Raw genomic sequence first — 15,304 nt, 5'->3', positions numbered from 1 at the left:
CCTTTCACAGTAAGGTGCGTGAACTCGGACGCAGTGCATGAAATGTCCCAAATGGGTCAATCAATGTCCCCTCAGCGTTAGCGGGAAAAAATCAAAAAACCGTAAACTGCTTCCGGTTCAACAGGAGCCTCATTCGGAACGCAGTCAGTGATGGTGCTGCAGTCTCGGGTCCTGTTGACGGAAAGACACCATCCCAATCACAACGCACATGTCATGAAAATCAAACTTACCTTCCTTCTGTTCCTGAGCCTGCTGACCGCCCCGTTCACCTGGGCGAGTTTTCTGCAGGTCGATTCGCTGACCCTCATCACTGATGGCACGGGAGGTCTCGCCGAGGACGACCTCGAATCCTTCGGACAATTCGGTTCTTCCGTTGTCAACATTGGTGATGTTAACGGCGATGGCATTGATGATGTCCTTGTCGGAGCACGCGCCACGCCGAGCTCCGTTTGGGTGTTGCTCCTGAATGCAGACCAAACCGTCAGTGCCTATCAGCAGATCCGTCCAGGAGTGGGTGGTCTGCCAGCGGGAACCTTTGTGGGAACTTCAGGATTCGGCTGCTCTGTGGCTCCTCTGGGGGATATCGACGGCGACGGTATTCCCGATGTCGCTGTAGGCGCCTACAGCGCAAACGGGAGCGGAGTGCACAACCCAACTGGCAATACCGGAGCCGTCTTCATCCTTCTCTTAAATGCCGACGGCACAGTAAAGGATTTCGAAATAATCGGAGGCGAAACTCCCGGATTTCCAGATGCCCTGATCCAACACAACCACCGATTCGGATGGAGCATTGCCAACGCAGGTGATCTCGACGGCGATGGCGTCGTCGACCTGTGGGTCGGTGCCTTGGGCTGGAGCAATGATGCTGTGGGGAAATTTGGAGTTGGAGCGGTCTTCAAGCTGCACCTGAACAGTGACGGCAGCCTGAAAAATATCAGCCAATTCCCCGATGACCTCGGCACCCCCGCATTCGATGCCTTCTATGACAATCTCGCCGATCAAAACTACCTGGGCCACGATGTGAGCGTCATCGGTGACCTCAATCAGGATGGAACGCATGACCTCGCACTGGGACTCAACAATCCCAACGCCATTGATATTGTGTTCCTCAATCCCGACCAGAGCATTCAATCCACCACCCGCCTGGAAAATGGGAGCAATGGGATCCCGACGGATCGTTTTTCCACTTCAAACTACTCGTTGCAAACTTCGGGTTTTATGGATCTGGATGGAGATGGCATTCGGGATCTGCTCATCGGCGACTACCAGCGAAGAGGATTCGAAGGCGACCTGGACAACGGTTTCGGTAACGGCGTCGTTCACGTGGCCCTGATGAATCCAAATGGAACTGTCAAAGCGATATCCACCATCGCAGATGGTCTGAACGGATTTCCTTCCGGAGTCCTGCTTTACGACGACTATTTCGGAAGAAGCGTCGCCTATCTGGGGACCAGTCAGGATGCCGATGCCCTGCCCTCCATCCTGGTCGGACATATCGGTCATCAAAGTCTGGAAACGAACAGAACTACCGGTGCACTCTGGATCCTCAAGCTCGGGTTCACTGGCCTCGACGAACCCGAAGCTCCCGAGACTGAAGAAACTGAAACTTCCAACACCCCGCAACCGGTCGTGCAGTCCCGCAACCTCTTCCTGGTCACCAGCACCGAATCCCGGATCAATGCCGACCTCGATCCCGATGGCTTCCTCGGTCAGGGCGCAAGTTTCTCCGCCAGCCTGCCGCGCGGGCTGACGCTCCAGGGCGACATTCTGCAGGGCTATTTGAGCAATCTGGGCAATGTCAGTTTCCAGGTCACCGGCACCGACGCCGCTGGCAATACGCTCATCGTCTATGTCAGTATTGAGGTGCTCGTGCCCACACTGATGCCCGTGATCAGTGGCATGATGCTCAATGACAACTTCCTGCCCAGCACCACCATTCAGGCAGCCCAGCACGGGGTGGCCGCAGTCAACCTGCACCTGGTGGCCAGCATCGATTTGGGTCAGCCCGTGAGCCTGCGTTTTCTCTGGGACCAGATCAAGCAGAGCGATGGATTTTCCCTCATCGCCGGAGAACTGCCTCCCGGACTCGTACTGCATGGCGAGAGCGGTGAAATCCTCGGCACGCCAACCGAGTCCGGCACCTGGGAGTTCCTGATCTCGGTCAAGGACTGGCGTGGGCGCGGCTACCAGTGGGTGCAGCTCACCGTCGCTGAGCCACAGCCCTGAGTTTGACCCACAAGGTCCCTCCACTCCTGGAGGAAGGTAAACACAGGAGCCGTCCTTTTCAGCAGAGGGGCGGCTCCTTCACTCAACGCCCTTTTACCGGGCAAAATACCACAATGCCTCAAATGCATCGAACAATGTCCCGCCAGCGTTAGCGGGAAAGCATCAAAAAAACGTAAACTGATCCCGGTTCTTCAGGAACTCGCTTCAACAGCTCGAGCCATGGGCCTCAGGACGCAGTCCCCGGAGAATCCCAACCATTGATCACAACCGCAAAAACAATAAAGTTATGAAATTCACAACGACCTTCCTTCTGTTCCTGAGCCTGCTGGCGTGCCCCCTCACCTGGGCGAGTTTCCTGCAGGTCGATTCGCTGACCCTCATTACTGATGGCATGGGGGGAATCACCGATGGTGATCTGGAGAGTGGGGTTCGATTCGGAGCCTCGGTTGCAATCATTGGCGATGTGGATGGCGACGGGATCGATGATCTGATGGTTGGAGATTCAGCCTCGGTTGCCGGTTCCGTGTGGGTGCTGCTCATGAATGCAGACAACACCGTCAAATCCTACCAGCGAATTCGTCCAGGCATGGGTGGAATGCCTGCAGACACGTTTGTTGGTACATGGGGTTTTGGAATCTCCGTGGCTGCATTGGGGGATATTGACGGCGATGGGATTCCGGATGTCGCGGTGGGGGCTTATGACGCAAACGGAGGCGGAGTCAGCAACCCAACCGGCAACACGGGAGCGGTCTTCATCCTTCTCTTAAATGCCGACGGTACCGTAAAGGATTTCAAAGTGATCGGAGGCGAAACTCCCGGGTTTCCAGATGCCCTGATCCAACATAACCACCTATTCGGAGAGAGCATCGCCAATGCAGGTGACCTTGATGGCGATGGCGTTGTTGACCTGTGGGTGGGCGCCTCAACCTGGAGCCATGACTCACTGGATAAACCATACGTCGGAGCGGTTTTCAAACTTCACCTAAACAGTGATGGCTCCTTGAAAAACATTAGCCAGTTCCCGGACGACCTAGGCACCCCCACCTTTGACGCATTCTATGCCAATATTCCCCAAAACGCCGGTCTTGGACACGATGTCGCCGTCATTGGCGATCTCAATCAGAATGGAACGGCAGACTTGGCGCTTGGAATGTACAACCCCATAGCCATCGACATAATTTTCCTGAATCCGGATCAAAGCATCCAATCCAACACCCGCCTGGAAAATGGAAGCAATGGTATTCCCTCAGATCTATTTGATGCCCCTGAATCTACCGCCGGCTGGATCGATTTTGACGGGGATGGAACATTGGATCTGCTCATCGGCGACTTCCAGCGAAAAGGATTCGAAGGCGACCTGGACAACGGATTTCACAACGGCGTCGTTCATGTGGCCCTGATGAATCCAAATGGAACTGTCAAAGCGTTATCCACCATCGCAGATGGTCTCAACGGCTTTCCTTCTGGCGTACTATCTAACAATACTTGGTTTGGAAGAAGCGTTGCCTACCTTGGAACCAGTCAGGATGCCGATGCCCTACCCACGGTACTCGCGGGGAGTAACGGTTACAGAAGCCCGGAAACATCAAGGCTCTCCGGTGCTCTCTGGATCCTCAAACTCGGGTTCACCGGCCTCGACGAACCTGAAGCTCCTGAGACCGAAGAAACCGAAACTCCCAACACCCCGCAACCGGTCGTGCAGACCCGCAACCTCTTCCTGGTCACCAGCACCGAATCCCGGGTCAATGCCGACCTCGACCCCGATGGCTTCCTCGGTCAGGGTAAGAGTTTCTCCGCCAGTCTGCCGCGCGGGCTGACCCTCCAGGGCGACATCCTGCAGGGCTATTTGAGCAATCTGGGCAATGTCAGCTTCCAGGTCACGGGCACCGATGACCTTGGCAATACCCTCATCATCAATGTCAGCATTGAGGTGCTCGTGCCCACACTCATGCCCGTGATCAGTGGCATGATGCTCAATGACAGCTTCCTGCCCAGCACCACTATCCAGGCAGCCCAGCACGGGGTGGCCGCGGTCAACCTGCACCTGGTGGCCAGCATCGATTTGGGCCAACCCGTGCGCATGAGCTTCCTCTGGGACCCGATCAAGGGAAGCGATGGATTCGCCCTGATCTCCGGCGAACTGCCTCCCGGACTCGTACTGCATGGCGAGAACGGTGAGATCCTCGGCACGCCAACCGAGTCCGGCACTTGGGAGTTCCTGATCTCGGTCAAGGACTGGCGGGGTCGCGGCTACCAGTGGGTACAGCTCACCGTCGCCGAACCGCAACCCTGAATTTGACCCACAAGGTCCCTCCACATCGGGAGGAAGGTAAACACAGGAGCCGTCCTTTTCAGCAGAGGGACGGCTCCTTCGATATATAGAAAACCTCCATGCTCCAGCGCATCAAACATCAGACGGATTAACGCCAAACTCTTCGCGATATGCTTTTGCGAAGTAGGAGAGGCTGCGAAAGCCCGTTTCATACGCCACTTCCGTAACGGATTCGAACGCGCCAGCCTCCAGCAACTGCCGCGCTTTTTTCAGGCGCGTGCTGCGAATGAGAGCGGTGGCGGTCTGTCCCGTGCTCGCCTGAAGCTTGCGCAGCAGCTGACGGCGACTCAGGCCGAGCAGGGTACCGAGTTCCGCCACTCCAAAGTTCTCATCCGACAGATGCGCTTCGATGGTCGATACGAGTTTGACCAAAAATGCTTCCTCCGCCGATGGCAGGGTTTCACTCTGGAACAGGAGCAGACCCTCTTTCCGGAAGCGCTCCCGCAGGCGCTCGCGGGTCTCAATGAGTTTGCGGACGCGAATGCGCAGCTCTTTTGCATTGAAGGGCTTGGTCAGGTAGTCGTCCGCACCAGTCTGCCAGCCTTCCATGCTCGAGTCATCCCCCGCGCGTGCAGTCAGCAGCATAACCGGGATGTGACTGAGTTTTTCATCCTGCTTCAAACGATTGCAGAACTCAAATCCATCCATGCCCGGCATCATCACGTCGCTGATGATGAGATCCGGAATCGTCTCAAGCGCCAACTCGAGCGCATTGGCACCGTTCTCCGCCTCAAGGATTTGGAACTGATCTTGCAATTGCTCACGAATGTAGTCCCGCACCTGTGGGTGATCCTCCACGATCAGCACCCATTTCTGATCCGATTCCAGTCCTGCATCCACCTCGGGAAGAGCATGCACTGGCTCCGCTTCACGCTCGGGTGAATCCGCTTCGTCCTTGATCAGCTCGGCATCGATGTCTCCCTTCACAATGCTTTCTGGGTCAAATACACGGATATCCGTAGGCAGGGTGACTCTGAAGGTGGACCCCTTGTCCACCCCGCTCCGGACCTCAATGCTGCCACGATGAAGCTCCAGTAACTCCCGGCAGAGAGCGAGTCCAATGCCTGTTCCGGATTGCAGCGGATTTTCCGAACGCTCGTGCTGGTAGAAACGCTGAAACAGATTGGATTGCTGCTCCTGCGTCATGCCACAGCCCGTATCCTCCACCTCCAGGACCACTGGTGAGCCGCCGATAAACCGCACCCAGATCGTTCCCCCTTCAGGAGTGAATTTCAGCGCATTGGAGAGCAAATTGTAACAGACCTTCTCCACCACATCCGGATCAAAATAGGCGTAGTCCGCAAGCGGCTTCACAATGTCGTATTCGAGTTCAATGCCACGCTGTTCTGCAGCGGATTTGAACAGGGAGACGATGTTACCGACAAACACCTGCAAATCTCCGTGGTGGATGCGCAGCTGCATTTGTTTTGCCTCCAGTCGGGCGAGGTAGAGCAGTTGGTCAATCAGACGCTTGAGCCGGTGCGCATTGCGCCGCACCACTGACATCTGCCGCTTCAGCTCCGCATCCTCACAATGCTCCAGAGTCGATTCCACCGGACCCAGGATCAACGTCAGCGGTGTGCGAAACTCATGAGACAGATTGGCGAAAAAATGAGACTTGATGCGGTCCATTTCCTTCAGTTCCTCCGCCTGTCGGGCAATGGCAGCCGTGCGTTCCTGCACCAGAAGCTCCAGTTGTTTTGCCCGTTTCTTGTAGTGATGGATGCGCCACTGCACCAGCAGACCGAGTAACAGCAGTCCGGTCAGCACATAGAGTGCTCTGGCCCAGTCCTGTTGATGCCAGGGAGTCTTGATCGTCAGTGCCAGTTCGGCAAATTCGCTGACGCGACCACTCGTATCGCGAGCCCGCACCTGGAAGCGGTAGCTTCCGCCAGGCAGACGGGTGAAATCCTTCTGCGTCTCTATTGTCCATTGCGACCAATCCTGATCGTAGGGTAACAGGCGAACCTGGTACTGCGTTCCCTCTGGATCAAGAAACGAGGTTGCCGCATAGGCAAATCGCAGGTGGTTGTCCTCAAAAGGAATGGCACTTCTGAGAAAATCCGAACGATCCTGCCCTCCCATCCAATAGAAAGTGCCCGAGCGGGTTCCACTCAACGAACGCACTCTTGTTTCGAGAGTACCCGACAGAGCATCGCTTTCAGTTGTCGATTCCTGCCACAGATACAGGACATCATCCCGTCCCAGAAACCATACCCGCTCACCCGATTCTGGAAAAATGCCCGTCAGTGATTTTAACTGTCGCAAACGCCAAGCGGGCCATCGCAGTGCACCCGGACTCTCTGCTCCCGCAGACTCCACCTTCAGGATACCAGAGCGTTTTCCACTCACCATCATCCACAACGCGTCATTCGGTGCGACGCTCAAGTGACTGAGTTGATCGCTCGGTTCCAGTCCGGCAGCACGCATCCAGTTCACATCGTGTACAAACCGGTCTTGTATCTCATCAAAGCGGAAAAGCCCTTGCTGAGGTAAAACAATGCAATCTCCATGCAACAGAGCCACATGCATCCATCCCGACGGAAGTCCTTTTGCAGAATCATAAACTGTCACCTTTGCCTGCAAGCGTTGCGCATTCAGATCTTCCACAGCCAGAATACCCTCGCTCGGTGTGCCCATCCAAATGCGTCCTTCATCATCCTGAATCATCGACCACACTACCGTCTGGATCGAGTCCAGCATACCTTTCATCGACCACTGCGAGTCAGGATCTTGCCGCAGCACGGCAACCCCACGTCGCGTTCCCAGCAACCAGGCATCCGTCTGTCCCTCTGGCTGAAGCATGCAATAGACCGATGATCCGACTTCAATCGATTGCACGATCATGCCGTTGCGGATTCGGTGAACCAAACCCGCACCTCCGACCCACAGATCCTGACCCGACGAAACCAGACTCCAGACTTCGGTGGATTGCCCAATTTGCGCAGCTTTGTCGAAGCCCTCGTGCCGCACAAAAAAATGCGGTCCCGGTTCCCCGGAAGAAGGCAGTTTGAAGAGTCCTGCACTGGTTCCCGCATACACGGATTCTCCATGGCGTGCAATGGCATGTGGCAATCCCTCAATGCCAAGTCGCTCATCCCATACTTGCAAGGTAGACGATAATTCCAGGCGAGAGATTCCAGAGTTCTGGGTAACCCATAACGAGCCTTCGCTATCCTCAAAAACGTAATGGCTCTTGTCATCAAGCAACCCTGAAGCCTTGTCGATGACCTGATACAACTCACCTTGTGCATCAAGCAATGCCACCCCCCGATTGTACGTTGCAAGGGCAAAGCGAACGGAGCCAGGTTGATTCAGAGAAATCCCCCGGTAAACACGGTTTTGTTTCAGAAATTCACTGGCAGCCCCTGGCATGGGAGCCAGCCCCGATGCTCCATCCCACCGCAGCAATCCATCCGTGCGATTGACCAGTAAGAACTGCTCGTCATCCCAGGGTAAGATCGCATGCAAACCCGCTGTTGCCAGGGACTGCGTTCCCGGGATCGGCTCCACCCCTCCCTGCTGGATCTCGACGAGTCCATGGGGTTTCATTTGCGCAATCAGCCGACCTCCGATTTCTTCCAGATATCCGAATTCCCCCGGAAGGGTCTGGACTTCTCCGCCCGCATACCAAAACACTGCACGATCACTGCGAAAATACACCCCATGATCCGTCAGCGCGATGTTCCAGATTGTGGTCACCCTGGAGCGATCTGCAGGAGACAGTCCATCCGCGAGTGACCGGAATCGTATGCCCTGCTCTGGCTCACGTTCGATCACTCCAAAATCCCCCCGTCCTCCCGCGTAGATGCGATCCTGCTCATCTGTGGCCAAGACCGTGATCGACGAACCGGGAATCAACTCATGTCGCCGCCATCGAACCCCATCAAACTCAAGCAAACCTTGAGTATTTCCCACAAAGAGAACACCATCACGGGTCTGCGCCATCTGCCAGTTCTGTGGATGAAATTCATATGTGGACGCATCATAGTGACTCATCAGTGGCAGTCCCACTCCCCTGAAGGATTCCTCAGCAGCCCCGCATATACACCCGCACACGCTCAACCATCCGACCAGACAGAGTGGAAACGGTATCTCACGAACACGTGCGGAAAAAATGGGCAGGCAGAACATCGATCAGCGGTTGTCGTGTAGGGTAGCACACAAGTTCACCGAACACATTTCATGCATACCTAGAAATGCCTGCGTTCGAAGTCAAACCGAAGCCCAACATCCAATCCAACCCAAGTCTGTTGCAATTGCCTGTTCCCCGAACAACCCAACCCGTGGAATCACAAAAAAATCCCCCGCACATTCAGACAGGGGATTTTGCAACGCAGCCTGCGTCAAAATTGAATCGTAGCCAGTCAGCTCAATGCACGTTCGGGTCTTCGGGAAGGCCGAGGCGTTTGAAAAATGCCGGTGGTTCTTCGCGCTCACGAACGGTGTCATCCAATGGCATCCCCAGGGACTTGTAAAGTTCGCGACGGCCCTTGATGTCGTCTACCAACTCCTGATACGCAATCTGTCCAACCCGAACGGCCACCCTGCGAGGCACGACTACGACCCCGTCCGAGTCTGCCACAACCACATCACCCGGATAAATGGTCACACCCCCGATGACCACAGGGCGCTGCACATCAATCAGTTCATTGCGCCCGATGCGTTCCCCACGCCCGCGCTCCTGATAGTTCGTATAGACAGGATTGCGCTGTCGGATCACTTCATCGATATCCCGCACTCCACCTGCGCTCACGAGACCAACTGCCCCACGATTGCGCCAGTCCATGATGTTTTTGGAACCAGTGGAACCCGTGTCGTTGTCCTCACGATTGTCCATCACAATCACGGTGCCGGGTTTGATCAGTTCGTGAAAGGGTTCTGGTGAAAGTTCGTTGTACCAATGGCCGCGCCACTCGCGGTATTTTGCGTAGCCCGCAGGATCGGTGAGATCATACCCCGGGTTCTTCGGTCGGTTTGTGGGTCCGTAGCGAACCGTCAACGCAATTCCTGAAATCCGGTGTTCCATGGTTTGCACATCTGTCCACAGCGGAGAAATGCGCTGATCCATCACCCCCACATCCATGTAACCGCAGGTGACCAGTCCGTCCACAACATCAGCCACACGTGCACCTTCATACAGTTCGACGAGAACCTCGTCGGAGACATCGGTTCCTGCATCACTGGCAACCAGGCATACAGCAGAAAGGAGACACAGGCCGAGGCCCGTCGACAATCGAATGGATTTTATCATAGGGTATTTGGGGTTTCTTAGGTTAACGATTATAGTTGTCCAGCATCAGAATTCAGATACGGAGTGTGACCACAAATGGGCCACTTGCGCGCCGACCGGGGAGTATTCCGGCACAGATAACATGCTACCCAGAATTAAGCTCCCAGTCAAAACAAACCGAGAGTTCAAGCGGGTTCTGAGCATTTCAGAGCCGAATAAAAATGCGCATTCTATAGAATACGTAGACGATAGCAAAAATGAAGGCTGCATAGAGCAGTGCCCAGCTCAACGAGACCATCTTGGCGGCAATTCCAAAATTCAGCCCCAACTGCATGAAGCCTTGCTGAAGTGACATTTCTGCTCCCGGAATTGGCGTGCGAATGAGCACCACTAACATGCCTGACAGTGCATACGCCGTGATGGCGTTGCTGCCAAAGACCTTGCCCACAAAGGTCCAGCGAGTATATCCCCACTCATCCGCCAGCAGCGCGCAGGACGCCAGACACAGCAGGGAACATCCCGCAGTCACCAGCACAAAACTGCTCGACCAGAGGTTTTTGTTGATCGGTTCCACCCAGCTCCACGCAATGCCCAAAACCAAACAAGCGACTCCGAACAGAAACAGGGCATGAATGCGTCGAAATGACGCCCACGGAGCCACCAGAATCATGCCCGCGAGCACACCCAGCAAACCCGTTCCGACAGCCGGAAGGGTCGAGAGCAAGCCCTCCGGATCCCAGGTATTTTCATAGAGTCGACCCGGCAGCAGGGTGCGGTCCACCCACGCGCTCAGGTTGGTTCCGGGTTCAAAATTGGGACGAAGCGATTGGCTATTAAATGCCTCCACTTCAACCGCTTCCATCAAACCATGACTTCGCTCAACTGTTCCGCTTTCCAGAGCCTGTTGATTGATGCTATCCATCGGCACAGGAACGCAGAGCAGCAAGGTCGTGTAGCCAAGTAAGAGCGTAATCATCACCCCCACCTGCATGCGCCAGGTGCTGAGCAAAAAGAGACAGGCACAGGCTCCATAGACCAGTGCAATGCGTTGCAGCACACCCGCCCATCGAAGCGAATCCACATCAAACCGCCACCAGAGGTTCAGGAAAATGCCAACAAGGAAAATCTTGCCAACACGCACGAAAATGCGCCGCCATACCCGTGGTTCCACCCGATCCGCATTGCGGTATTTCTGCATCGAAAGCACAATCGAAACCCCGACAATGAACACAAAAAACGGGAACACCAGATCGGTAGGTGTCAATCCATGCCAGGATGCATGGCGAAGGGGAGCAAATACATCCGACCAGCTGCCCGGCGAATTCACTACAATCATGCCGGCTATCGTGTAGCCACGAAGTGCATCTAGCGAAATCAGGCGGGAGCGACCCGAATGCGGTGCAGAATCAGGTATCGGCATCGTGCTCAGAGCATAGGGATTGCCGGGAGGGGCACAAGAAAAAGAGCTTGGCCAGCCCCGTCATGGATAGCAGAGCAACTCCCAGCAATAACGCTGCATACAATGCCTTGCCGTAGATCCATTCTCCAATGCCAAAGAGTCCGCAATAGACCGACAACACGCCCAGGAAAAAGCCCAGCAATCCACGCGTCAGAGAATCCTTTGGATTCAAATCCGCTCCGGGTACGCCCTCCGCAATGCACTGTTCACGCACCCGTCGCCATCCAGGTCCGTCGGGTCGGATCAATCGATAAAAATCCCTCAGCACTGCCGGATCGGTGGGTCGCGTGAGCAGTGTGATCAACACCCAAGCCACCGTCGTGATACCCACGCTCAGCAACAGGCGCAGGTGCGCCGGGATCGGCTCAAACCCCAACATCGGATAGATCAACACCCAGAAAACCGCCACCGTAAACGAAATCACCATTCCAGCGATTTCGGTGAAGGCGTTGATGCGCCACCAGAACCAGCGAAGGATGAAGATCAGACCCGTCCCGGCTCCAATCGAGAGCAACAGCTGAAAAGCCTGCATGGCACTTTCGAGGTAGAGCGCCAGCAATCCGGCAAAAAACATCAGCGCAAGCGTCGAGAGGCGCCCCACGCGCACCAACTCCTTTTCACTGGCCTTTGGGCGCACAAAGGGTCGGTAAAAATCGTTGACCAGATAGGATGCTCCCCAATTCAAGTGAGTCGAGATCGTAGACATGAATGCGGCGATCAGCGATGCGATCACCATGCCCAACAGTCCCACCGGGAGGAAGGACAACATCGCCGGATAAGCGAGATCCGACTGCACGATGCCTTCTGAAAGATGCGGAAATGCCGCACTCAGGTCACTCAACTGTGGAAATACAACCAGCGAGGCCAGGGCGACCAGAATCCACGGCCAGGGTCGCAGGGCATAGTGCGCAAAGTTGAAAAACAAGACCGCTCCCATGGCGTGCTGCTCGTTTTTTGCGGAGAGCATGCGCTGAGCGATGTAACCTCCCCCGCCCGGTTCGGCACCCGGATACCAGATGCTCCACCACTGCACGGCCAGCGGAATGATGAAGGCTGCGATCAGAATTTCCGGATTTCCAAAATCAGGCAGCAGGTTGAGCTTGCCACTCACATTGGGATGGGAGAGCAGGGACTCCAGTCCACCCACCTGCGGTAAATTGACCAGGGTGACTGCCGCCCAGACCGAGCCGATCATCGCGATGATGAACTGGATCAAATCCGTGACCAGCACGCTCTTGAGTCCGCCGAGCAGCGAGTAGGCTACGGTCACACCCGAGGCAATCAGCAGGGTCTCCACGGGAGAAAGTCCCAGCACGATTCCGCCCAGCTTGACGGCTGCCAAACAGACGTTGGCCATGATCATGATGTTGAAAAACACGCCCAGATACAGGGCACGAAACCCCTGAAGGAAAGCCGCAGGTTTGCCACTGTAGCGCAGGCGGTAGAACTCCAGATCCGTCTGCACACCTGAACGTCGCCACAGCCGGGAGTACACAAAAACAGTAAGCATGCCCGTCAGCAGAAAGGCCCACCAGACCCAGTTTCCCGCGACCCCGGTATCCCGGACAATACCGGTCACCAGATTGGGGGTGTCGATGGCAAAGGTCGTCGCCACCATGGAAACCCCCAACAACCACCAGGGCATGGTGCGACCGGATAAAAAGTATTCGGCTGATGAACTCCCCGCCTTTCGGGAGGTCAGCACACCGACAGCGACATACACCGCAAAGAGTGCAAGGATGATGAACCAGTCAAAGAATTCGAGTTGCATGATGGATTTGCGTTACAGGATAGAATGGGCAGAAAACGAAAGAAATGACCCCACGAACGAAGCGGGGTTTTGCGTCTTTCAGGGCCTTGCATCGGCGAATTCGCACGCAGAATCCTGCAGCTGCAGGGAAAACCCTCAATAGGCCCTGAAGCGTGGGACTGCTCAAATCATAGTCCTTCATTTCGCGGTAGCGGTCTGATAGAGCTTCTCCACCGCATCCACGATCTGGATCTCCATCGCGGCCATGGGTTGGCGTGCAGATTCCAGAAGCTGCTCCGCACGCTTGCTCCATTCTTCTTCGAGCATCGGTTTTTCACCTTCGATGACTGCAATCGATGCCTTGGCCAGCTCGGAAAGCTCGCGCAGCCGCGTGGCGATCACATTTCCTTCGTTCAACACCGGAGCGTGCGCTGCGATGCTTTGAAATGCAGGTTCATTGTGCACCCACTGACCCAGCAGTGCCGAGATCTGCGGCAACAGCGAGCCGTCTCCCAGCTCGAGGTAGTGCTCGACCCAGACATTGAAACGGCGCGCGTCCGGTGCATCGGGACGCGCGATGTCCACGAGCAAGGTGTAGGGTGTCAGCTGGGTCTGGGTGCGGTAGGTATAGCGGCGATATCCCTTCAAAGGCTCAATTGCATCGCAGAGGATGCGAATCGGTTCGATCTCACGAGAGCCTGCCAACCGTCGCATCATGGCTTCGCGGTTGCTCAGGTGTCGCAGTCCCAATTCCTCCAGCAAGAGGCTCTGGTGATCCAGTCGTTCATACATGGACTCTACGTCTCGCAGGCTTCCGTCGGACCAGAGGCGTTCGGCAATGGCTGCCGTGCGTGGCCAGATGCGGCTGTCCACAGTTTCATCGGTCACATACTCGGCCCACATGGTCGCTTCTCCACCCAGGATTCGGGCCTGCTCGGCTTCGGTCAGGTTCGTGTCTTCGGGCAACGGATCGTTCAAATAGTGATCCACCGCCGGGTAAATGAGATCGATGTAATACCCATTGGATAGGATGCTTGCGTATCCACCTCTCGCAGCAGCTTCCATCGACTCCCTCCCACGCCAGGATTGGATCATGACATCAGTGGGCATGTCCGGCTGCAAAATCTCATCCCACCCGATCATTTTTTTCCCATCGGCAGTCAAAATCTCCAACACTTGCTGATTGAAGTAACTCTGCAAGGCATGATTGTCCGCAATGCCGTTCTCCTGCATGAATTGCTGGATCTCCGCATTGGCATCCCAATGCACCCCGTTGACCTCATCACCTCCGATGTGAAAATAGGCATCCGGAAACAGTGCCGTCATTTCGTCAAAAAGTTTTTCGAGAAAGACATAGACTTCGGGATTGGCCGGGTTGAGACACGGATCAAAAATTCCCCACTGGCGTTCGATCTGGTAGGGTCCCGGTGCACTTCCCAACTCCGGATATCCCACCAGCCAGGCAGTTGCATGACCGGGGATGTCAAACTCGGGCACTACCCGAATGCCTCGTGCATCCGCATATTCCACGATTTCGCGAATCTGAGCATGGGTGTAATACTGGCCATCGGAACCCATTTCGTGTAGCTTGGGAAAGGTTTTGCTCTCAATCCGAAATCCCTGGTCCTCCGTGAGATGCCAGTGCAAGACGTTGAGTTTTACCGAAGCCATTCCATCCAGGTTGCGTTTGATCATATCGAGCGGCATGAAATGCCGACACGAGTCAATCATCAGACCCCGCCAGGGAAACCGCGGAGCGTCTTCAATCCGGCAGGCGGACCACACATACCCACCTGAATCGACATCGAGCATCTGCTGCAGCGTTTCAAGTCCCCGCAACGCCCCAATGTCCGTGGCAGCCGTGAGCAATACCTGTTCCGACGAGACTTCGAGGGTATAGTGCTCATCCATTCCCAGTTCCACGCTACCAGGGGCCTTAACACGAATGCGAAGTCCGGCCTGCTGTCCGTCAACGTTCACCACTGGGAAGGATGTGGTGAAAAACAGGCCCGTGCGGCGGTCAAGTCGTCGAAGAAAGCGTGTCGCAGCGGATTCAAGACGCGAGTGGTAGTCCCCCTCGAGCTGCACCGTAAAGCCCGCCTCAATTCGAAAGGGTTCGCCCGGATGCAGGACCACGGTCTGCGGAGTGGGCATGAGCCTGGAAATGGCCGAGGGGGAATTATCAGAGGGCATGGCAGCAGTCGGGATTTGCAGGATTGAGATCACACTGCAAAGTACCGTCAGGATATGGAATTTTTGTGGAATGGGCATGGCACTGATGGGATTTGTCAATGAATGGTGCTG

The 15,304-nt window shown here is 55.5% G+C and carries 7 protein-coding genes; 2 read left to right on the top strand and 5 right to left on the bottom strand.

Features of this window, described 5'->3' with window-relative positions; genetic code table 11:
• Positions 1-213 precede the first annotated feature (213 nt).
• A complete protein-coding gene (locus tag ABQ298_09590; protein ID MEQ9824625.1) occupies positions 214-2,226 on the top strand; it encodes a VCBS repeat-containing protein in 2,013 nt (670 codons plus the stop codon).
• Between the two features lie 286 nt (positions 2,227-2,512).
• Positions 2,513-4,519 (top strand): integrin alpha, encoded by a 2,007-nt coding sequence (locus ABQ298_09585; GenBank protein MEQ9824624.1) that lies wholly within the window; start codon positions 2,513-2,515, stop codon positions 4,517-4,519.
• A 111-nt stretch (positions 4,520-4,630) separates the two neighbouring features.
• Here ABQ298_09585 and ABQ298_09580 read toward each other — a convergent pair whose 3' ends face one another.
• From ABQ298_09580 to ABQ298_09560, 5 genes are all read right to left on the bottom strand, one after another.
• Positions 4,631-8,557 carry a response regulator gene (locus ABQ298_09580; protein ID MEQ9824623.1) on the bottom strand — a complete coding sequence of 1,309 codons (3,927 nt, stop codon included), beginning with the start codon at positions 8,555-8,557 and terminating at the stop codon, positions 4,631-4,633.
• 373 nt (positions 8,558-8,930) lie between these two features.
• Entirely contained in the window at positions 8,931-9,812 is an 882-nt protein-coding gene (locus ABQ298_09575) for an RraA family protein (GenBank protein MEQ9824622.1), read from the bottom strand.
• A 184-nt stretch (positions 9,813-9,996) separates the two neighbouring features.
• Positions 9,997-11,211, bottom strand: a complete 1,215-nt coding sequence (locus tag ABQ298_09570) for a heparan-alpha-glucosaminide N-acetyltransferase domain-containing protein (GenBank protein ID MEQ9824621.1) — start codon at positions 11,209-11,211, stop codon at positions 9,997-9,999.
• Positions 11,198-13,021: a sodium:solute symporter family protein gene (locus ABQ298_09565; protein ID MEQ9824620.1), complete on the bottom strand. Its 1,824-nt coding sequence runs from the start codon at positions 13,019-13,021 to the stop codon at positions 11,198-11,200. The genes ABQ298_09570 and ABQ298_09565 overlap by 14 nt, the downstream gene beginning before the upstream one ends.
• 177 nt (positions 13,022-13,198) lie before the next feature.
• On the bottom strand, positions 13,199-15,271 hold the full coding sequence (locus ABQ298_09560) for a family 20 glycosylhydrolase (protein MEQ9824619.1): 2,073 nt from the start codon (positions 15,269-15,271) through the stop codon (positions 13,199-13,201).
• Positions 15,272-15,304: the final 33 nt, after the last annotated feature.

This window comes from Puniceicoccaceae bacterium, assembly GCA_040224245.1.
GTDB lineage: Bacteria > Verrucomicrobiota > Verrucomicrobiia > Opitutales > JAFGAQ01 > JAKSBQ01.
Note: the sequence above shows the minus strand (reverse complement) of the source record. Positions and strands in the feature narration are given on the sequence as shown.

Bases quoted from the DNA above. Each gene is read 5' to 3' on its own strand.
- ABQ298_09590 (MEQ9824625.1), top strand. From the start codon at position 214: ATGAAAATCAAACTTACCTTCCTTCTGTTCCTGAGCCTGCTGACCGCC.
- ABQ298_09585 (MEQ9824624.1), top strand. From the start codon at position 2,513: ATGAAATTCACAACGACCTTCCTTCTGTTCCTGAGCCTGCTGGCGTGC.
- ABQ298_09580 (MEQ9824623.1), bottom strand. From the start codon at position 8,557: ATGAGTCACTATGATGCGTCCACATATGAATTTCATCCACAGAACTGG.
- ABQ298_09575 (MEQ9824622.1), bottom strand. From the start codon at position 9,812: ATGATAAAATCCATTCGATTGTCGACGGGCCTCGGCCTGTGTCTCCTT.
- ABQ298_09570 (MEQ9824621.1), bottom strand. From the start codon at position 11,211: ATGCCGATACCTGATTCTGCACCGCATTCGGGTCGCTCCCGCCTGATT.
- ABQ298_09565 (MEQ9824620.1), bottom strand. From the start codon at position 13,021: ATGCAACTCGAATTCTTTGACTGGTTCATCATCCTTGCACTCTTTGCG.
- ABQ298_09560 (MEQ9824619.1), bottom strand. From the start codon at position 15,271: ATGCCCATTCCACAAAAATTCCATATCCTGACGGTACTTTGCAGTGTG.